The organism is Rhizobium sp. Root708, assembly GCF_001429725.1.
Taxonomy (GTDB): domain Bacteria; phylum Pseudomonadota; class Alphaproteobacteria; order Rhizobiales; family Rhizobiaceae; genus Rhizobium.
The window spans coordinates 89867-109853 of sequence record NZ_LMHV01000009.1 but is presented as its reverse complement, the minus strand read 5'-3'; the positions used below and the strand labels follow the sequence as shown (position 1 = coordinate 109853).

The following is a 19987-nucleotide window of genomic DNA, read 5'->3' as shown; positions in this document are numbered from 1 at the left end:
TGGGGGCGATTCGATGACGAAGAACTGGACGGCGGCACTGTGTGTCGGAATATCCTGCCTTCTTGCACCGGAGGCGAGAGCAGATGAGTCCGGTGTCAGCTTCTGGCTCCCAGGCCTATACGGAAGCTTTGCCGCCGTACCCGCCCAGCCAGGATGGTCGTTCGCGACCGTTTATATCCACCCATCAGTCAGCGCTGGCGCGAACCAGGCCTTTCCGCGTGGGGGTGGTGGCCAGGTGGACCTCGGCATCAAGGGCCGTGGCAATCTGCTCGCCTTCGGTCCGACCTATACATTCGAGCAACCTTTGTGGAACGGGCAGTTTGCCGTGAGCCTCCTCGGCGTTGCCGGCCGCAGTCACGCCTGCGTCGACGCGACATTGACCGGCCCGCTTGGCGGCTCGGTGTCCGGAGAGCGATGCGATAGCCGGACGGCATTTGGCGACCTGCTGCCGCAAGCCACTCTGAAATGGAACGACGGCGTCGATAATTATCTTGCCTATATCACCGGCGACATACTGGTCGGGGCCTATGATTCCGACCGCCTGGCCAATCTCGGGATCGGTCACGGCGCCATCGATGGCGGCGTTGGCTACACCTACCTCGATGTCTCCACCGGTCGCGAATTCTCCATTGTCGGCGGCCTGACCTACAATTTCGAGAACCCGGACACCGACTATCAAAACGGCGTCGACGCCCATATCGATTGGGGTGCGTCGCAATTCCTGAATGAGCATCTCTATGTCGGCGTCGCCGGATATGCCTACCAGCAGATCACCGGAGACAGTGGGGCGGGTGCAAGCCTTGGCGATTTCAAGTCGCGTGTCTTCGGTGTCGGACCGCAGATCGGCTACAACTTCGATGTCAACGACAAGACATCCGGTTTTCTGAACCTCAAGGGCTACTATGAGTTCTGCGCCAAGAACCGACCGGAGGGTTGGAATGTATGGCTGTCGCTGGCTTTTGCGCCCCGCGCCCCGAAGAAGGTTGAGTAGGCCCTGCCGCTGACGCTGGGCGAGATCCTTCCCTAGAGCGTGGAAACACGTTGGTGGGGCATCACCAAATTCCTGAGCAGACGAGCCGCTGTCCGCGGCCTCGGTCGTTGACGCCTTCATTCGGCGCCTTACGAGGCACTGTGATCGTCGGAATATTCATTTCATTTTTGCCGCCATCCACCTGCACCCGGCGCCATCACGGGCGGCGTAAACCGGTGCTCTCCCTGCCTTATCCACTTATTGCCGGAGCGTTCAGATAAACGCCTTGACCGACGTCACAAGATATGGAACAAATATTCCATTCGCTGTGACTTGCGGTTTGTTTGTTTCATTTTCGCAGAAGTCAGCGAGTGGTCGGCGGAGGGCCGACATCCGGAGTGAGGAGGGTGCGCCGGACACCGCTTGAGGAGGAAATGATGAAAAAATTCATGCTTGGCGCAGCTGCCGCGCTTCTGATGTCGACTGCAGCCCATGCAGAAACGGTCGGCGTCTCGATGGCCAAATTCGACGATAACTTCCTGACCGTTCTCCGGAACGGCATGCAGGATTATGCCAAGACCCTGAGCGGTGTCACGCTTCAGGTGGAAGACGCCGGCAACGACGTTGCAAAGCAGCAGAGCCAGATTCAGAACTTCATCGCATCCAAGGTCGACGCCATCGTCGTCAACCCGGTTGATACGGACGCGACGGCTGCCATGTCCAAGCTCGCCGCCGACGCCGGTATTGCGCTCGTCTACGTCAACCGCGAGCCTGTAAACGTTGACACCCTGCCCGAAAAGCAGGCCTTCGTCGCTTCCAACGAAAAGGAATCCGGCACGCTGGAAACCAAGGAAGTCTGCCGCTTGCTGGGTGGCAAGGGCAAGGTCGTCGTTATGATGGGCGAACTGTCGAACCAGGCCGCCCGCATGCGTACTCAGGACGTGGAAGACGTTCTGAAGACGGATGAATGCAAGGGCCTTCAGATCGTCGAAAAGCAGACTGCCAACTGGGAGCGCACGCAGGGCTCCGACTTGATGACCAACTGGCTCTCCAGCGGTCTCGAGTTCGACGCTGTCATCTCCAACAACGACGAAATGGCGATCGGCGCCATCCAGGCGCTGAAGGCAGCCGGCAAGGACATGAAGTCGGTCGTGATCGGCGGCGTGGACGCAACGCAGGACGCTCTTGCAGCAATGCAGGCCGGTGATCTCGACGTCACCGTCTTCCAGGATGCTGCCGGCCAGGGCAAGGGCGCGCTCGACGCCGCTCTGAAGCTCGCAAAGGGCGAAAAGATCGACAAGAAGGTGTACATTCCCTTCCAGCTCGTCACGCCTGAGAACGTCAAGGACTTCGTCGCAAAGAACTAAGCAGGGCATCTGGATGCGGGCTCCGGCCCGCATCCATTTCCAAAGACTGTCGGTATCGGGAGGTATGAGATGGCTTTAAGCCCGTCGACGATGGCAGCCGTGCGCGCGAGCGGCATTGTTCCTAACGCGGAATATCTTCTTGCTGCCGAAGGCATCCGTAAAGAATTTCCGGGCGTTCTCGCGCTGGATGACGTGCAGTTCAAGCTCAAGCGCGGCTCGGTCCATGCGCTGATGGGAGAGAACGGCGCAGGCAAATCCACGCTTATGAAGATTCTGGCCGGCATCTACACGCCTGATGAAGGCGAGGTCCGGATGAAGGGCATTGAGATCCGCCTGAAATCCCCGTTGGATGCGCTCGAAAACGGCATTGCCATGATCCATCAGGAACTCAACCTGATGCCTTTCATGACTGTCGCGGAAAACATCTGGATCCGCCGCGAGCCGAAGAACAAATTTGGCTTCATCGATCACGGTGAGATGTTCCGGCTGACGGAGGAACTCTTTCAGCGGCTGAATATCGACATCGACCCTGAAATCCAGGTCCGTTATCTGTCCGTCGCCAGCCGCCAGATGGTGGAGATCGCCAAGGCCGTCTCCTACAATTCAGACGTCCTGATCATGGACGAGCCGACATCGGCGCTGACGGAGCGAGAGGTCGAGCACCTGTTTCGCATTATCCGGGACCTGCGTGCACGCGGTATCGGCATTGTCTACATCACCCACAAAATGAACGAACTCTTCGAAATCGCCGACGAGTTCTCTGTCTTCCGTGATGGCAAATATATCGGCACCCACGCCTCAACCGACGTCACCCGCGACGACATCATTCGCATGATGGTCGGCCGCGAGATCACCCAGATGTTCCCCAAGGAGGATGTCCCGATCGGGGACGTCGTTCTGAAGGTATCGAATCTCACGCTCAACAACGTCTTTCGCGATATCTCGTTCGATGTTCGTGCAGGTGAAATCCTCGGCATTGCAGGCCTGGTCGGCTCCGGTCGCTCAAATGTCGCCGAGACCCTGTTCGGGGTGACCCCGGCATCGGCGGGAAGCATCGAACTTTTCGGAAAGACGGTCGACATTCGGACGCCGACCACGGCGATCCGTCACGGCATGGCTTTCCTGACCGAAGACCGCAAGGATACGGGCTGTCTTCTCATCCTCAACGTCCTCGAGAACATGCAGATCGCCGTACTGCACGACCGTTACGTCAAAGGCGGCTTTGTCCAGGAAACAGCGCTCGAAGAGACCTGCGCTGACATGGCAAAGAAGCTGCGTGTGAAGACGCCGCATCTTTTCGAGCGCGTCGAGAATCTGTCGGGCGGCAATCAGCAGAAGGTTCTGATCGGCCGCTGGATGCTGACCAATCCGAAGATCCTGATCCTCGACGAACCGACGCGCGGCATCGATGTCGGCGCCAAGGCGGAAATTCACCGCCTGATCACCGAGATGGCCAAGACCGGCGTCGCGGTCATCATGATCTCATCGGAAATGCCTGAAGTTCTGGGCATGAGCGACCGCATCATGGTCATGCACGAGGGGCGCGTAACGGGCTTCCTGGACCGCAGTGAAGCAACTCAAGTCAAGGTGATGGAGCTCGCGGCACAATAAGCGCCGTAACCCGTCCTGTCGCCAAGGGAGGAAGACATGAATACGAACACCGCCGAAGCGGCCGCAGCCATTCCCGCGAGATCCCGGCGCCATCGCGTTCCGCCGGAACTGAGCATTTTTCTCGTGCTCGTCGGTATTGCGCTCATCTACGAAATCCTGGGTTGGATCTTCGTGGGGCAGAGCTTCCTGATGAATTCCCAGCGCCTCACCATCATGGTCCTTCAGGTTTCGGTCATCGGCATCATCGCCGTCGGCGTGACGCAGGTGATCATCACGGGTGGGATCGATCTGTCCTCGGGCTCCGTCGTCGGCATGACGGCGATGATCGCGGCAAGTTTTGCCCAAGCGTCGACCTGGCCTCGAGCGCTCTATCCGGGGCTAACTGACCTGCCCTTCTTCATTCCGATCGGCGTCGGCCTGCTCATTGGCCTGGCCGCGGGATATGTCAACGGCCAGCTCATCGCGAAGACGAAGATTCCGCCGTTCATCGCAACACTCGGCATGATGGTGTCGGCGCGCGGTATTTCGAAGTGGTACACGAAGGGGCAGCCGGTCTCGGGCCTGACGGAGCAGTTCAACTTCATCGGAACAGGCATCTGGCCGGTTATCGTTTTCCTTGTCGTCGCTTTCATCTTCCACATCATCCTGCGCTACACCCGATACGGCAAGTTCACCTACGCGATCGGCGCCAACCCGCAGGCTGCGCGTGTTTCGGGTATCAATATCGAGGCCCACCTGATCAAGGTGTATGCAATCGCCGGTCTTCTGGCTGGCCTCGCCGGCATCGTGACGGCCGCCCGCGCTCAGACAGCTCAGGCCGGCATGGGCGTGATGTACGAACTGGATGCGATCGCGGCGACCGTTATCGGTGGAACGTCTCTGACCGGCGGCGTCGGTCGGATCACTGGCACGGTTATCGGAACGGTCATTCTCGGCGTCATGACGTCGGGCTTCACCTTCCTGCGGGTCGACGCCTACTATCAGGAGATCGTCAAGGGCCTCATCATCGTCGCCGCAGTGGTTATCGACGTGCATCGTCAGAAACGTCGTGCAAAACACTGACGCGCAGAGCAACGCTAAAAAAATACGGCCCGCGACATCGTCGCGGGCCGTATTTTTTTGAACAGTGGCGGAGCGTCTTGTGTTGCTCTTGGCGCACAACCTATCGTCCGCGCCTCGACGGGCGCGGCACCGTCGCGCTGATCAGAACACGGGCGGCGTCTGCCCGGCCGACCGATGGGCGGCGATCACGGTGTTGGCCATCAGCATGGCGATCGTCATCGGACCGACACCACCGGGAACCGGCGTGATCACCGCGGCAACATCAGCCGCCTCGGCNGTCATCGGACCGACACCACCGGGAACCGGCGTGATCACCGCGGCAACATCAGCCGCCTCGGCAAATGCGACATCGCCGACAAGCCGCGTCTTGCCCTCGCCCTTCTCGGGTGCGGCAATCCTGTTGATGCCGACGTCGATGACGGTTGCGCCCGGCTTCACCCAATCCGCCTTGACCATTTCCGGACGGCCGACGGCCGCTACCAGGATGTCGGCGTTGCGGCAGACCGATGGCAGATCCCTGGTGCGCGAATGCGCGATCGTCACCGTGGCGTTGGCATTCAGCAACAACTGCGCCATCGGCTTGCCGAACAGGTTGGATCGGCCGACGACGACGGCGTTCAGGCCCGACAGATCCTCGCCGTGAGTGCGGCGCACGAACACCATGGCGCCAGCCGGCGTGCAGGAGACGAGACCGGTCTCGAGATCACCGGTCGCAAGCTTTCCGGCATTGACCACGTGCAGGCCGTCGACGTCCTTTTCCGGACGGATCGACTGGATGATCGGATCGGATTTCAGATGCTTCGGCAGCGGCAGCTGAACGAGAATGCCGTGGATCGAGGGATCCTCGTTCAGCGAGGCGACAAGGGCCGCGAGCTCTTCCTGGCTGGTTTCCACCGGCAGCGTATGCTGCACGGACTTGAAACCGCACTCCTTGGCCATCTTGCCCTTCGAATTGACATAGGCGTGGCTTGCCGGATCGTCACCGACGATGACCACCGCCAGCCCCGTCGTCACACCGCTCTGCTTTTGCAAGGCCGATGTCGCGGCCTTCACCGTCTCGATTACAGAAGCTGCAACCTGTTTGCCGTCGATCACTGTCGTCATGTCCTACCCAACAAAGGCATTGTGTCGTTGCTCGCATGTCACGCTGATCGGCGCATGCAAAGCGGCTACCGGACACTAGGTTGGCACGCAGGCAACCTCAATGTGGTGCTGACACATTTTATCAAAACCATCATTTGCAGCGGAGCACGCTGATATAATCCATCAGGAGAGGATTTCGGCTGCCGCGCGAAGGCCGACTTACTTCTCGACGAGATCGCGACCGCTTCCCTTTGCAGGAACGATCGGATCGCCTTCGGCTCGATCGCGGTGAAGGGCGGCGCGCGCGAGCAGCATGAACGTCACCGGTGTCGTGACGGTGACGAAAGCCCCGATCAGGAGCTCGTGGATCACCAGCCGCTCAGAAGCGACCGAAAAGAAAACCATCGATGCCAGCATGATCGCGCCGACACCCCAGCTGGTGCCAAGCGTCGGCGCATGAATCCGCTCGTAGAAGGTTGGCAACCGCAGAAAACCGATCGCGCCGATCAGGGCGAGCGATGCGCCGATCAGCAACAGTCCCGCGACGGTCGTAGCCGCCCAAAGCGGCAAATCGGTGCTGTCATGGATCATTCGATAACCTCCCCGCGCATCAAGAATTTCGCAAGCGCCACAGTCGCCACGAAGCCGAGCATGCCGATCACCAAAGCCGCCTCGAAATAGACGACACGACCGGTGCCGACACCGAAGGTGACCAACAGCAGCATCGCGTTGACGTAAAAAGTGTCGAGACCGATGATACGGTCCTGTGCCCGCGGCCCGATGAACATTCGGATCGACGCGATCGCCATGGCTGCCACCAGCATGAGCTGCGCGACCGAAACGGCCGTGAAGAGAATGATGGCGCTCATGCGAATATCTCCAGCAGCAGCTTCTCGTAGCGGTTCTTGATCGTGTCGCGCCAAGCCGCCTCGTTCTGGATGTCGAGGACGTGAAGGAGAACTGTATTGTCGTTGGAATCGTACTCAAGCCAGGCCGATCCAGGCGTGCTCGTCAGGATGACGGCGAGCAGCGCCAGAGCGAACTGGTTTCGGATCTCAAGGTGGATTGTCAGGAAGCCCGGGCTATGTCGCCGGCGTCCACTTCGAAGAATGACCCATGCAACCGCGAGGTTCGACACGACGATATCGTAGACTACCTGGCAAAAGAGCTTCGGCAACAGGTACCATTTGGCGAGGTTCGGCCTTTCCGGGCGCAACGTAGCCATGGCCCATGAGGCAACGACCGCAACGAGAGCGCCCAGCACGAATTGGCCAAGCGTAAACCCGTTGAGCAGCAGCCACATCAATATCAGGCAAGCGGTCAGGATCGGATACGGAAACATCTAGTGGTTCCCCGCTTCGTTGCCGGCGCCACTCGCCTTGTAATCGGGAATCCGCACCGCCTTGCGGACCGCATCGATATAGACACTCGGTTTGCTCAGCGTTCGGATGGTCGAATCCATATATTGCATCGCCGGGCCGGCCTGCACTGTCAGGCCAAGTGTCAGCAACAGCAGGAACATCACAGGCACGATTTCGATGACCAGAACCCGCGGCACGGTTCCCTCGATCGAGCTCCAGAAGGTTCGGATGCCGGCTCGCGTCATGGAAATCAGCGCGGCCACCCCCGAGAGGATGACGAGCGTGATGAGTGTCCAGATCGCGGCGGTTGGCGGCACGCCGATCGCGCCCGTGCCCATCATCGCCGAAAGCATGGCAAACTTCGCGACAAACCCGGAAAGCGGCGGCAAGCCGGAAAGCAGGATTGCGCAGGCTGCAAAGCATACACCGAGGATGGCCATCGTGCCGGGCATTGCAACGCCGTCAGCCTCTTTCGGCTCGTCCTCTTCCGCATCGCCATAGGCTTCCATCGTAACCGCGAGAACGTTCGCCCCCGCATCCTGGCCGCGTTCCACGAGTTCGATCAGCATGAAGAACGCACTGATCGAAAGCGTCGAACTGACGAGGTAGAGCAAGGCGCCGGAGGAGATCGCTCCATCATTGATGCCAAGCACCATCAGCAGCGTGCCCGAAGACACCAGAACCGAGAACCCGGCGAGGCGACCGAGCGCCTGAGAGGCAAGCACGCCGATCGTGCCGAAGATGATGGTGGCCATCCCGCCATAGAGAAGAACGATATTGCCGAACCCCGAGGACGGCCCCTCCCCAAAGAGCAACATTGTCAATCTCAAGATCGCATAGATGCCGAGCTTGCTCATGATCGCGAAAATGCCGGCGACCGGCGCGGAGGCGGCGCTGTAGGCGGGTGGAAGCCAGAAGCAGAGCGGCCACATCCCGGCCTTGATCAGAAACACAATCCCGAGAATGCCAGCGCCTGCTTCCATCAGCATGCGGCGATCGGGTTCGATATCGGGAATTCGGGCGGCCAGATCGGCCATGTTCAACGTTCCGGCGGTGCCATAGATCAAACTGACGCCGATCAGAAACAGAAGCGCGGCCACGAGATTGACTGCGATGTAATGCATGCCCGCCTTCACGCGCAACGGACCGGAACCGTGTAGCAAGAGACCGTAGGATGCCGCGAGCATCACTTCGAAGAAGACGAAGAGGTTGAACAGGTCACCCGTCAGGAAGGCGCCGTTTACGCCCATCAACAGGAGCTGAAACATGCTGTGAAAATGCGCGCCGACGGCATGCCAACGTGCCATCGAGAAGACCAGCGCGGGAACCGCGAGGAGCGCCGTCAAAAGCAGCATCAGTGCGGAGAGACCGTCGAGAACAAGAACGATCCCGAACGGTGCGGCCCAGTTCCCGGGGAGATAGACCCCGTCGAAATCATTCGGGCCACTCTCGATACGAAAAAGCAGGAAGGCAACGAATGCAAGAATGACCGTGGAGACAAGGCTGATCATTGCCTTGGCGGTGCGGCGGCGCTCATCGACGAGAAGCAGGATCGCGCTCGTCACGAGCGGAATCAGGATCGGCGCAATGACGAGATGGTGGGTCCAGCTGTTCATCGCGGTTCGTTCCTGCCGTCGACATGGTCATTGCCGGTCAATCCGCGCGATGCGAGCAGAACCACGAGGAACAGCGCGGTCGTCGCAAAGCCGATGACAATTGCTGTCAGTACGAGCGCCTGCGGCACCGGATCGGCGAGCGCCGTCACAGGAAGCCCGTCGCCGAGGATTGGCGGCACGTTGGCCTTCACACCGCCAACGCCGAAAATGAAGAGATTGACGGCGTAAGACAGCAACGAGAGCCCAACGATAACCTGATAGGTTCGCGGGCGCAGGATCAGCCAGATCCCGCAACTCGTCATTACCCCGATCGCGATCGACAAGATGAGTTCCATTACGCTTCCTCCGACTTGGCGGTCTCTATCGCGCGAAGGCGGTTGATGCGGATCGACTGGTGCGCAAGCGCTACAAGGATGAGCACCGTCGATCCAACCACCAGGCTGAAGACGCCAAGATCGAACAGAAGAGCTGTCGCGGCCGGCATTTTTCCAATTAGCGGCAGTTCGATGTAGCGGGAGTGGGTCGTCAGGAACGGATAGCCGAACAGCCATGCGCCGGCACCCGTCAGAAACGCCGTAAGCAGCCCTGCCCCCATCCATCGCAGCGGAAGGATACGAATGCGATCTTCCGCCCATCGCGTTCCGCCGGCGAGATACTGGAGCAGGAAAGCGATCGACAGGGTCAATCCGGCCGAGAAGCCGCCGCCCGGCAAGTCGTGCCCGCGCATGAAGATGTACACCGCGAAGGTGATGACGACAGGAAACAGCCACTGCATGATCACGGAAGGCACGAGCATGTAATCGCGGACGGTATCCCCTGCCGAACGTTCCGGCCGCTCTTCATCGAAGCGGTTCTGGATCTGCTGCTGCTCCGGCATGCCCATGCTGTCGTCCGCGGGGCGGAAGCGGCGAAGCAGCGCATAGACCGTCAGGGCAACGACGCCGAGAACGGCGATTTCCCCAAGGGTGTCGAAGCCTCGGAAGTCGACGAGAATAACGTTGACGACATTGCGGCCGCCACCCAGTGAGTAGGCGTTCTCCAGGAAGTAGTTCGAGATTGCGTCCGGCACCGGCATCGTCATAACCGCGTAGGCCATCAACGACATCGACACACCACACACGACGGCAAGCGCGAAATCGCGGAAGCGGCGGAACCTGGAACGCAACGTCATCGTCTCGCCGAAATCCTCGCTCCGCTTCGGCAGCCACCGGAGTCCAAGGAGGATCAGAACGGTCGTGACGATTTCGACCAGCAACTGCGTAATGGCGAGATCAGGCGCCGAAAGCCAGATGAAGGTCGTGCAGACGATCAATCCGACGCCGCCAAGCATGATCAGCGCTGCAAGTCGATGATACTTTGCGAGGTAAGCCGTACCGATAGCAAGGCATATGCCGATCGCCCACAACGTCGCGAACACCGGATCTATTCCGGAATTGGTAAAGGGACGGCTCTGAAAACCCCGGAGGTAAAGCGGCAGCAGACCGGCGGCAAAGCCCATCACAACGACCCAGCGTAGCTGTTGTTGGAGCCTGCGTGTTCCGAGCCGCTGTTCGGCGATACGAGCCCAACGCCAGGACACTTCGACCAGGATACGCTCGAAGATGCGTTGTCCCTTCAGCTTGCGGAATATGGGCGGACCATCGTCGCAACGCGCGAAATAGTCTTTCAGCAGCACATATATCGCCACGCCTCCGGCAAGCGCGATCGCGCTCATGATCAACGGAAGATTGACGCCGTGCCAAATGGCGAGGCTGTATTCCGGCGTATCCTCGCGAAGAACGCTGACAACAGCCGTATGCAGGAAGGGACCGATCGACAACGCCGGAACAATTCCGACGACTAGGCAAAGGACGACGAGAAGCTCGATCGGGAAGCGCATCCAGCGCGGCGGCTCGTGCGGTTTAGCGATCGGCAGGTCAGTCGGCGGCGGGCCGAAGAAGACGGTGTGAATGAAACGCAGCGAATAGGCGACGCTGAAGGCGCCGGCGAGCGTCGCGACATAGGGCAGGATTCGATCAAGGATCGAGTCTGCATGGGTCTCCACCGCCTCGGCGAAGAACATCTCTTTCGACAGGAAGCCGTTGAGAAGCGGAACGCCGGCCATCGCCGCGCTGGCGACAATGGCAAGAGTGGCCGTGAACGGCATGAACCGGAACAATCCGCTAAGCCTTCGCATATCGCGTGTGCCGGTCTCATGATCGATGATCCCGGCGGCCATGAACAGCGAAGCCTTGAAGGTGGCGTGATTGAGCATGTGGAAAATCGCGGCGACCGTCGCCAGCGAACTACCCAGGCTGAGCAACGTCGTGATCAGCCCCAGGTGACTGATGGTGGAATAGGCCAACAGCCCCTTCAGATCCCGCTGGAACATGGCGAAGTAGGCGCCGAGCAGGAGCGTGATGATCCCTGCCGCGCCGACGATCCAGAACCATTCCCAAGTGCCTGAAAGCGCGGGCCAGAAGCGGGCAAGCAGGAAGACGCCAGCCTTGACCATTGTTGCCGAGTGCAGAAAGGCCGACACCGGCGTCGGCGCGGCCATCGCATTCGGCAGCCAGAAATGGAACGGGAACTGCGCGCTCTTCGTCAGCGCGCCGAGCAGAATGAAGATAAGTGCCGGCAGATAGAGCGAATGAGCACGAATGATGTCGCCTGACGCGAGGATCTTGTCGAGGTCGTAGCTGCCTACAATGTTTCCGAGCAGAATGAGGCCAATCAACAGGCAAAAGCCGCCGATCCCGGTGACCGTCAATGCCATACGGGCGCCATCGCGTGCCGCGGCGCTGTTGTGCCAATAGCTGATCAGCAGGAACGAGAAAATGCTTGTCAGCTCCCAGAAGACCGCGAGCAGGATCACATTGCCCGAAATCACGATCCCGAGCATCGCTCCCATGAAAGCAAGCAGGAACGAGAAGAAGCGCGGAACAGGATCCTCTTCCGACATGTAGTAGCGTGCGTAGAGGACGACGAGCAAACCGATCGCGGTCACAAGCATGGAGAAGATCCATGCGAAGCCGTCCATCCGCAACGTGAAATCAAGGCCAAGCTGCGGGAGCCATTGCAGCTTGTAGTAAACCACGCCCCCGCCTGAGACCGAGGGATAGTTAATCGCGGTAAGAAGCAGCGACGCCAGCGTCACCACACCGGCCAGCCCCGCCGGCAGGCGGCGCGACGACGTGTTCAACAGGAACACGGAAAGAAAGCTTCCGAGAAAGGGAAGGACAAGGAGCGCAAGAAGAGAAATCGATCCGCCTGTTATCCCAACACCTTATTCCTTCGCTTTTGTCTTCGCCAAAATCACCAACAGCTGCAGAATCAACCGCTGGCAATTCGACGAAAATTACCATATATGAGAGATAGTAACCAATATGGGCAGGTTTGCGCAATGGGTCTTGCGAACAATTCGAAGATTCTGACACCGGCACTTTGTCGCGCAGCGCGAGGCCTCCTCGATTGGACCCAAACGGACCTCGCCGAACGATCGGGCGTGTCGCGCAGCACGATCAAGGACTATGAGGGCAGCCGCCGCCACGAGGTGCACCGTGCCACGGAAGCGCAGCTGCGGTTGGCCTTCGAGAATGGCGGCGCCGCTTTCGTCTGCCTTGAGGATGAAACGGTGGCACTTTGCACCAAGCGTGTGACAACCGCCTGAAGCTTTGCTGCGGCTAATCTGGCGCGTTGCGCCGGATCGTCAAAGCAACATGGAAGCGCCCCGGTCGAGATAGGTATCCAGAAACTGCTCGAGACGCGGATGACGCGGCTTCTTGAAGACCTCCTGCGGCGGGCCGGTAAAGAGGATCTTGCCGTGGTCGAGAAAAGCGATCTGCTGTCCGACCGTGGCCGCGAAGCCGATCTCGTGTGACACGACCACCATGGTCATACCTTCCTTCGCGAGGTCGCGCATGACGTTGAGCACTTCGCCCGTCAGTTCCGGATCGAGCGAGGATGTCGGCTCGTCGAAGAGCATGATCTTCGGTTTCAAGGCGAGCGCTCGAGCAATCGCCACGCGCTGCTGCTGCCCACCGGAAAGTTGGGACGGGTAGTGCCCCGCGCGCGTTTCTAGGCCGACCTTGACGAGTTGCGCCATGGCGCGCTCCTCCGCCTCTTTGCGGCTCATCTTGTGAACGGTTTTCAAAGCTTCGCTAACATTGCCGAGCGCCGTCATGTGTGGCCACAGATTGAACTGCTGAAACACCATGCCGATCTGCGCGCGGATCGCGCGATTGGCAGCGGGCGAAATACGCTCACGCACGCCGTTTGCATTCTCAGTGAAACCAAGAACTTCGCCGTTGACCGTGATGGTGCCTGACGTCGCTTCTTCGAGAAAAGCCATACAGCGCAAAAGCGTGCTCTTGCCCGAGCCGGACGGGCCGATCAGGCATGATACCTGGCCCTGCGGAATATCGAGACCGACGTCTTGCAGGACGGTGGTTTCTCCGAACCTCTTGACGAGATTTTTGACTGCGATCGCTGGAAGGCTCATGCGTTGAAAAACCTGAATCTGGTAAGTTTCGTTTCGACGAGGTGGCCGAGACGGCCGGTGATCTCGACAAGGATCCAATAGAAGAGCGCCAGGACGGTAAGCGCCTCGACGAAGGCGTATTGCTGCGCGCCGATGGCACTTAGCGTTGCCGTCAGCTCCGGCACCGTGATGATCGAAAGAACCGCGGTTTCCTTCATCAGCAAGACGGCCATGTTCAACGATGGCGGCAGCACCAGCATCGTCATTTCAGGCAACAGGATGCGCCTGATAATTTGGCCCTGGGTGAGCCCGACGCATTCTCCAGCCTCGATATGCCCTCTTGGCACCGCCCGAAAGCCCGAGCGGAAAATTTCGCTGTAGTAGGCCGCTCCATAGATGGAGATTCCGATGAGACCGGCCGGCAACGGGTCCAGATTCAACCCGATGAACGGGCCGCCATAATAGACCAGAAAAATCTGGATCAGGAACGGCGTGCCGCGCAGCACAGCCACGATGAAGCCGAGGGCTTTGTCCGGCAAGAACCCACCGAACCGACGGCCTACGGCGACAAAAAAGCCGATGATGGCGGCAGCGATCGTACCGACGACCCAGATGAGAACAGTGACGCCGGCACCGCTTGCAATCGCCGGCAACTGGTCGCGAATGACGTTGATATCGAAGGTCATCGCGGCACTCCCGGCAAGGAGCGCTCGATGAAATCACCGGCAAGCGCAACAATCCAATTGATGACGAGATAGATAAGACCGGCGGCAGCGAATATCTGTATCGGCAGGAACGTGCTGCCGGCAAGGTCCTGCGCCATCCGCGTCAGCTCGATGACGCCGACGACGGACACCAGCGACGACGCCTTGAGAATGAGAATAGCCTCGTTAACGAGGGCCGGGAATGTCAGGCGCAACGCAATCGGCGCCTTGATGCGTCGGAAGATTTGGCCAGGCGTCAGGCCAACCATTTCCGCAGACTCGATGAGACCGACCGGCACGCTGGCAAAGCCACCGCGCATGTTCTCAGCCTGGTAGGCCGCCGTGCAAAGCGAAAGCCCGACGATTGCCGCAACGATGCTCGGTACATTCAATCCGATCGCCGGCAGCATATTGTAGATCAGCAGCAACTGCACGAGCAGAGGCACGCCGCGGAAGAAGCTGATGAATATCTGTGCAGGGGTAACGAACGACCGCTTCTTGGAGAGAAGCATGCCCGATAGCAGGATCGCGATTGCGAACCCGATCAAGATGGAAACGACGCTGATCGCTACGGTGTAGATCGACGCGTAGAGAAGCAGTTCAAAGAGTTTGATGGACATGTCCGGCTTTCGTCCGCCTGGCTGTCATAATGGCGTCAGTGATTGCGCCCGGTGGGGCGCAATCGACAATCGTCCTGCTATCAGAACGCAGGGTCTTTGACGGCATCAGGCGTATCGAAGCTGGCGCCGAACCACTTCTTCTGCAACTCGGCCATGCGACCATCAGCCTTGATCTTCAGCAGCGCTGCATCGATAGCGTCCATGAGCGGCGCATGGTCAGCATCCTTCAGGCCGATGAAGCCGAAATAGGACTTCTTGCCGAAAGGCGGCAGGACGACTTCGAAGGTACCCTCGCGCTGCTTGGCGACGAAAGCGATGTTCGGCAGCGAGTTGGCGACACCGGCGATACGGCCGGCAGCAAGGTCAGCGTAGGATTCTGTGAAGGCGGGATACTCGCGAACATCAACCTTGGACGGCAGGGTTGCTGCGAATTCCTTCAGCTGGTCGAGCTGCGACGTCGCCTTGCCGACACCGATCGTCTTACCGGCAATATCTGCCGGCTTGGAGATCGTCGCGTCGCCTGCTTTCTTCAGAATGGCGATCGTGGCTTCAGCGATCGGCGGAGTGAAACGGTAGCGTTCCATGCGCTTCTTGGTGATCGTCGCGGGGCCGGCAACGACGTCGAATTTACCCGCTTCCAGTGCCGGGAATACGCCGTCCCAAGGAAGTGCTACCCACTCGATCTTGACGCCGAGCTCCTTGCCGATTTCCGCAAAAAGATCAACGTTCAGGCCGGCATGCTCGCCGGCATCGATAAAATCAAACGGCGCGAAGGCGGTTTCGGTACCGACTTTCAGCGTGCCGGCGGCCTTGACGGCGGCGAGCGTGTCGGCCGCATGCGCCGACAGCGTCGCGCCGATCAAAAATGCGGCGCCGACTAGGCCCTTGAGCAGTGAACGTGCGATCATGATTGTCATCTCTCCAGTTTTCGCATCCGGCAGGATGCGTTCGAGTTCCCGATTTCAGTCCCGTATTGCAGGCTTCTTTGACCCGCTTTTGACTATACAAATAGATATAGGCTGGCCTAAGGTGTCAACGTCAAAGTCGACGAACGCAATTTTTGTGCCGAACAGCTACTTTCGGGCGTAGGCTTGGTATTTGCATCGTATTACGTGCAGCGGTAACGGGTGTCGCGTCTTGGAACCAATCTATATCAGGATATTCAAAGACATCGAAGCGAAGATCCTGAGCGGAGACTGGCGCCCAGGAGATCGCATCCCGAGGGAGCACGATCTCGTCGGCGACTATGGCTGCTCGCGCATGACCGTAAGCAAGGCGCTGACAGCGCTCGTCGAGCGGGGGCTGGTGGTCCGCAAGCGCAAGACGGGATCTTTCGTCGCGGCACCGCAGATCAACCGGACGGTCATGGACATTCAGGACATCGGTACGGCCGCCACGCTGGCAGGTTACGAGCATCGCCACGAGATATTGACGCGGAAGATTGAAAGCTTGGGGCCGGTCGAAGCGGCCCAGTTGAACAGCACACCAGGCGCCGAGATTCTCAGAATCCACTGCCTGCATATCGTCGACGGAAAGCCAACGGCGGTGGAGCGGCGGATCATTCTTCTCGATACCGTGCCGCTCGCCAGAACCGAGAGCTTCATTGGTGCGCCGCCGGCGAAATGGCTATTGTCGCAGGTCCCATGGTCCAAGGCGAAACATGTGATACGCGCGGTCTCCGCCGACGCTGTTACAGCACGCATTCTCAAAATAGATCGCGGCGATCCATGCCTCAACCTCATTCGCCAGACGTGGCAGAACGATCGCATGGTGACCTATGTCGAGATCACCCATCCCGGGGATCGCTTTCAGTTTGCAGGAATCTTTCATCCGACCGAAAGTGCGTTGCGTCAGCAGCCGTAGTGGGGAAACGTGTCGAGCGACGAACAGGTATTTCGTGGAATTCCGCTCAAGGGCCTGCAGGCATTCGAGGCCGTCGGCCGCTGCGGAAGCGTGATGGCCGCGGCTGCCGAGCTCAACGTTTCCTCGGGCGCCATCAGCCAGCAGATCCGCAAGATCGAGAGTTTCCTCGGCATTACCCTTGTCGAACGCAGCGGCAGAACGGTCGAGCTGACGCAATGGGGGCGGCTTTACCACCGGGAGATCTCGAAGGGTTTCGAGCAGTTCGCCCTCGCCCAACAAGTGCTGGAACGGGCGCGCAATGAGAACGCGCTTGTGCTCAGCGCCTTGTCGTCGGTCGTGAACAAATGGATCGGCAGACGCATTTTTGACTGGCAGGCCTTGCATCCCGATGCGCATGTGCGAGTGACCGGCCGCGACAGGGAACCACAAATGGGTTTCGACGAAGTCGATTTCCGCGTCAGCTACGGATCCGACGTGCTGCAGCATGACCACTATGCCGAACTCTTTCGAGACTGGGTCGTCCCGACTTGCTCCCCTGCCCTTGTCGGCAACGGAGAACTGGCTGCCGCGGATTTGTTGTCCTATCCACTGCTGCACGTCGAGTGGGAGCGCCATTTTACGCCCTACCCCAGTTGGGCGGAGTTCGCGGCGAAGATCGGAGCCGGGCTGAAAGGCCAGCCTTCCGGCTTGTCGTTCACTCTATCGAGCAGCGCCATCGACGCTGCCGTCAACAAGCGCGGCATCGTGCTTGCACAGATGTCGATGATCGCCGACGAACTGGAAGCCCAGACTTTGGTCATCCCGGTCGACATCAGGATGCCGCTCCGCGAGAGCTACTTCCTCGCCTGGGATCGCTCGGCGCTGCAAAAGCCTTACGGCCCGGAATTCCGCGACTGGGTTATCGCGATCTCGAGGCGGCAGGCACAGATTTCCGCGCCGGCGGCTTCCTAGACGAGGCGAAAAGAGGTTGATGGAAGCCGCAGGTTGCGATTTCTTTCGGTCTACGCTGAGGAACGCGTTGTTCATGGGGGATGGTTCGGCAATGTGCAGCCTTGGAATCTCGAAAAGATCTCGGATGAGCAAACTCGCTCTGGCGCTGGCACCGACCGTGTTTTTGTCGGTCGCGTTCTCTGACCAATCGTTCGCGGAGACCCGCCCCCTCTCCGAGATCAACCAGAAGACCGAGGCTCGCATTCAGCACGAGATTTCGAACCGGGATCGTCGATGCTACAAGTATATCCTCCGGGACTTCCGATCGAGGAGAATCAAGCTGTCGGACATTCTCGTCACCTTCGACGATCCCGAGGTTGATGGCATCGGTGTCGGGATATCGGAGACGGACGAGAACTACAGCTGCGAACACGGCGAGATGCGAGCCTGGGAAGGCGGAAAGTACGAGGTCGTCAAGACCTTTCCCTAGGTAGCGCCGTCGCCCGCCCTCAGTATCGAGCGTCCTCGAGGCCGCAGAAGGGATCGACCGGATTTGTCCCGAGAAACGGCTTGCGCCCAACCATGCAATCCACCACGGCTTCCTGCACGCTGTCCATCGTCGAGTAGGCGTTGATGTAAGCCGGGACGCGCGGCGCATCGTAAAGATGATATGGGTGCCCGAAGGAGATGATGACGGAAGGAATGTTCGTCCACGGGCGATACATGGCCTTGAACAGGCCACCGCCGCCCATCTTGTGCCAGTCGAGGAATATCCGGCCTCGCACGAGAAGCGACTCGTCGCCCAACGCGTAGATCACCAGATCGAAATCCTCGGGACTTGGGACAATGTCCGGTCGATCGATCGTGACCTCGAACCCCTCTTTCGCCAGAAGCTCCGGCAGCGAGAATTTCAGCGGCTGCGGCATGAGCGGATGAATGATCCCTCCATCCACCAACAACACGCGTTTCGTCCTGGCGGGATCGAGCGGAAAGATGCCGTCGACATCCTTCACCAGGGTCGGCGATCTGGCGATAAACTCCTTGGACGCTGCGACGCTCTCGGGCTGCGCGAGAACATTGCGCGCTTCCGCGGCATCCGGCAGAACGTCGGACGGTCGAAAGAGCTTCAGGTGCGCCTTGAGAGCCAGCACGCGAAGGACCGCTTCCTCCAGTCGCTCCGCCGTTATTCGTCCATCCTCGACAGCGGATTTGACCGCTGCCATATCCTCTTCGGGCGCGTCGCTAAAAAGGATCATGTCGCAGCCGTTGGCAATGATCTCGGGCATCGTCTGCGTATGATGTCCCCAAGCCGATAGACCGCCCATCGGCGTGGCGTCTGAAACAATGATGCCATTGAACCGGAGTTGATTGCGCAACAGGTCGACGTTCAGCAGCCGCGAAACAGACGCCGGTCGGAAAGCTTCAAGTCCCGCGTCCGGATACTTGGACCTGATATAGGCGGGCAGCGCGATGTGCCCGCTCATGACGGACAGAACGCCCTCTCCGATCAGCCTCCTGTAGAGCCGACCGAAGGTTTCCTCCCATTGCGCCATCGAGAGTGGGTTGATGGTCGTAAGGAGATGCTGATCGCGGTCGTCAAATCCTTCGCCTGGCCAATGCTTTGCGGTGGCGGCTATTCCGTTTTTCTGGAGGCCGTGGACATGGGCGACAGAGTGGCGTTCGATCTTGTCGATATCCGAGCCATAGGAGCGCGTTCCGACGATCGGCGACCGGAAAGCGGCATTGACGTCGATGACTGGCGTGAACGACCATCGGACACCCATCGCACGTCCTTCGCGCGCCAGTATCTCCGAACTCTTCTCCGTCGCCTCGACGTCATCCACGGCGGCGAGCCCAAGCTGGCCGAGCACCGGAGTACCAAATGCGAAGGAATGACGGCTTCCTTCCAGGTCAGCGCTGATGATGGGCGGAACCTTGCTTCTCTCGACCAGATCCGAGATCACGCGTCGTTCGAAGTCGAGATCAGGGGTGAAAAACCTGGTCACGCCGCCCGGCCGCAAGGCGCCAAGGCGCTTGAACTCCTCTTCATCCGTCCCGATCATGATCAGGGTAAAGAGCTGGCCGACCTTTTCATCGAGGCTCAGCGACGCATAGACGTCACGCACCCAGGCGATCGCGGTCTCGTCAAGGCTGAACGGCGGTTCGCGCAGCTGATCGTAGATCGTCATGAGTTCCTCCCTCGCCCGTAACGATCGCTAGGTGCTCACGATACGCGATCGCTGACAAGGAGCCTTGGACGAATATCCGAAGCGTGATTGCTGACACTGGGCAAGCCGCGCGTACGCAGCGGCAGCAACGTCAACCACGCGCCTCGGCTGCG

The 19987-nt window shown here is 59.5% G+C and carries 20 protein-coding genes and 1 pseudogene; 8 read left to right on the top strand and 13 right to left on the bottom strand.

The window, feature by feature from the left end; translation table 11 throughout:
* The first annotated feature begins 13 nt into the window (after positions 1-13).
* The 4 genes from ASE04_RS09210 (at position 14) to ASE04_RS09195 (ending at position 5010) form a co-directional block, all read left to right on the top strand.
* Positions 14-991 (top strand): SphA family protein, encoded by a 978-nt coding sequence (locus ASE04_RS09210; protein WP_056815472.1) that lies wholly within the window; start codon positions 14-16, stop codon positions 989-991.
* Between the two features lie 416 nt (positions 992-1407).
* Complete coding sequence (locus ASE04_RS09205) at positions 1408-2337, top strand: sugar ABC transporter substrate-binding protein (protein ID WP_056815469.1); 930 nt, start codon at positions 1408-1410, stop codon at positions 2335-2337.
* Positions 2338-2406: 69 nt separating this feature from the next.
* Positions 2407-3948, top strand: coding sequence for a sugar ABC transporter ATP-binding protein (locus ASE04_RS09200; protein WP_056815465.1), 1542 nt, complete (start codon positions 2407-2409; stop codon positions 3946-3948).
* A gap of 36 nt (positions 3949-3984) precedes the next feature.
* A complete protein-coding gene (locus tag ASE04_RS09195) occupies positions 3985-5010 on the top strand; it encodes an ABC transporter permease (protein ID WP_056815462.1) in 1026 nt (341 codons plus the stop codon).
* Positions 5011-5151: 141 nt separating this feature from the next.
* Here the strand turns inward: ASE04_RS09195 and ASE04_RS31485 are convergent.
* The 8 genes and pseudogenes from ASE04_RS31485 to ASE04_RS09160 form a co-directional block, all read right to left on the bottom strand.
* Positions 5152-5286 (bottom strand): annotated as a pseudogene (locus ASE04_RS31485) (bifunctional methylenetetrahydrofolate dehydrogenase/methenyltetrahydrofolate cyclohydrolase); the annotation flags it as partial.
* 1 nt (position 5287) lies between these two features.
* Positions 5288-6114 (bottom strand): bifunctional methylenetetrahydrofolate dehydrogenase/methenyltetrahydrofolate cyclohydrolase FolD (folD, locus tag ASE04_RS09190; protein WP_244490369.1); only part of this gene is annotated, 827 nt, incomplete at its 3' end.
* 198 nt (positions 6115-6312) lie between these two features.
* Positions 6313-6684 (bottom strand): monovalent cation/H(+) antiporter subunit G, encoded by a 372-nt coding sequence (gene mnhG / locus ASE04_RS09185; protein WP_056815456.1) that lies wholly within the window; start codon positions 6682-6684, stop codon positions 6313-6315.
* A complete protein-coding gene (locus ASE04_RS09180) occupies positions 6681-6962 on the bottom strand; it encodes a K+/H+ antiporter subunit F (protein WP_056815453.1) in 282 nt (93 codons plus the stop codon). Before ASE04_RS09180 ends, mnhG begins: the two co-directional genes overlap by 4 nt.
* Entirely contained in the window at positions 6959-7435 is a 477-nt protein-coding gene (locus ASE04_RS09175; protein ID WP_056815451.1) for a Na+/H+ antiporter subunit E, read from the bottom strand. Before ASE04_RS09175 ends, ASE04_RS09180 begins: the two co-directional genes overlap by 4 nt.
* Complete coding sequence (locus tag ASE04_RS09170; protein WP_056815448.1) at positions 7436-9070, bottom strand: monovalent cation/H+ antiporter subunit D; 1635 nt, start codon at positions 9068-9070, stop codon at positions 7436-7438. It abuts the gene before it with no gap.
* Positions 9067-9405 (bottom strand): Na+/H+ antiporter subunit C, encoded by a 339-nt coding sequence (locus tag ASE04_RS09165; RefSeq protein WP_056815445.1) that lies wholly within the window; start codon positions 9403-9405, stop codon positions 9067-9069. The genes ASE04_RS09170 and ASE04_RS09165 overlap by 4 nt, the downstream gene beginning before the upstream one ends.
* Entirely contained in the window at positions 9405-12311 is a 2907-nt protein-coding gene (locus ASE04_RS09160; protein ID WP_056815442.1) for a monovalent cation/H+ antiporter subunit A, read from the bottom strand. Before ASE04_RS09160 ends, ASE04_RS09165 begins: the two co-directional genes overlap by 1 nt.
* A gap of 141 nt (positions 12312-12452) precedes the next feature.
* Between ASE04_RS09160 and ASE04_RS09155 the strand changes: the two genes are divergently transcribed.
* Positions 12453-12719 (top strand): helix-turn-helix domain-containing protein, encoded by a 267-nt coding sequence (locus tag ASE04_RS09155; RefSeq protein WP_056815440.1) that lies wholly within the window; start codon positions 12453-12455, stop codon positions 12717-12719.
* 39 nt (positions 12720-12758) lie between these two features.
* Here the strand turns inward: ASE04_RS09155 and ASE04_RS09150 are convergent, their stop codons facing one another.
* The 4 genes from ASE04_RS09150 to ASE04_RS09135 all read right to left on the bottom strand — a co-directional run bounded on the left by ASE04_RS09150 (position 12759) and on the right by ASE04_RS09135 (position 15761).
* On the bottom strand, positions 12759-13550 hold the full coding sequence (locus ASE04_RS09150; RefSeq protein ID WP_056815438.1) for an amino acid ABC transporter ATP-binding protein: 792 nt from the start codon (positions 13548-13550) through the stop codon (positions 12759-12761).
* Entirely contained in the window at positions 13547-14215 is a 669-nt protein-coding gene (locus ASE04_RS09145) for an amino acid ABC transporter permease (protein WP_056815435.1), read from the bottom strand. The genes ASE04_RS09150 and ASE04_RS09145 overlap by 4 nt, the downstream gene beginning before the upstream one ends.
* Complete coding sequence (locus ASE04_RS09140) at positions 14212-14853, bottom strand: amino acid ABC transporter permease (RefSeq protein ID WP_056815430.1); 642 nt, start codon at positions 14851-14853, stop codon at positions 14212-14214. Before ASE04_RS09140 ends, ASE04_RS09145 begins: the two co-directional genes overlap by 4 nt.
* 80 nt (positions 14854-14933) lie before the next feature.
* Positions 14934-15761, bottom strand: coding sequence for a transporter substrate-binding domain-containing protein (locus ASE04_RS09135; RefSeq protein ID WP_056815670.1), 828 nt, complete (start codon positions 15759-15761; stop codon positions 14934-14936).
* Positions 15762-15990: 229 nt separating this feature from the next.
* Here ASE04_RS09135 and ASE04_RS09130 point away from each other — a divergent pair, with 229 nt between their 5' ends.
* The 3 genes from ASE04_RS09130 to ASE04_RS09120 all read left to right on the top strand — a co-directional run bounded on the left by ASE04_RS09130 (position 15991) and on the right by ASE04_RS09120 (position 18136).
* Positions 15991-16716 carry a UTRA domain-containing protein gene (locus ASE04_RS09130; RefSeq protein WP_056815425.1) on the top strand — a complete coding sequence of 242 codons (726 nt, stop codon included), beginning with the start codon at positions 15991-15993 and terminating at the stop codon, positions 16714-16716.
* 9 nt (positions 16717-16725) lie between these two features.
* Positions 16726-17667, top strand: coding sequence for a LysR family transcriptional regulator (locus tag ASE04_RS09125; protein WP_056815418.1), 942 nt, complete (start codon positions 16726-16728; stop codon positions 17665-17667).
* A gap of 124 nt (positions 17668-17791) precedes the next feature.
* Positions 17792-18136 (top strand): hypothetical protein, encoded by a 345-nt coding sequence (locus ASE04_RS09120; protein WP_056815414.1) that lies wholly within the window; start codon positions 17792-17794, stop codon positions 18134-18136.
* A 19-nt stretch (positions 18137-18155) separates the two neighbouring features.
* On the opposite strand, the gene ASE04_RS09115 is transcribed toward ASE04_RS09120, so the two are convergent.
* Positions 18156-19835: a glycoside hydrolase family 3 protein gene (locus ASE04_RS09115; RefSeq protein WP_056815408.1), complete on the bottom strand. Its 1680-nt coding sequence runs from the start codon at positions 19833-19835 to the stop codon at positions 18156-18158.
* Positions 19836-19987 lie beyond the last annotated feature (152 nt).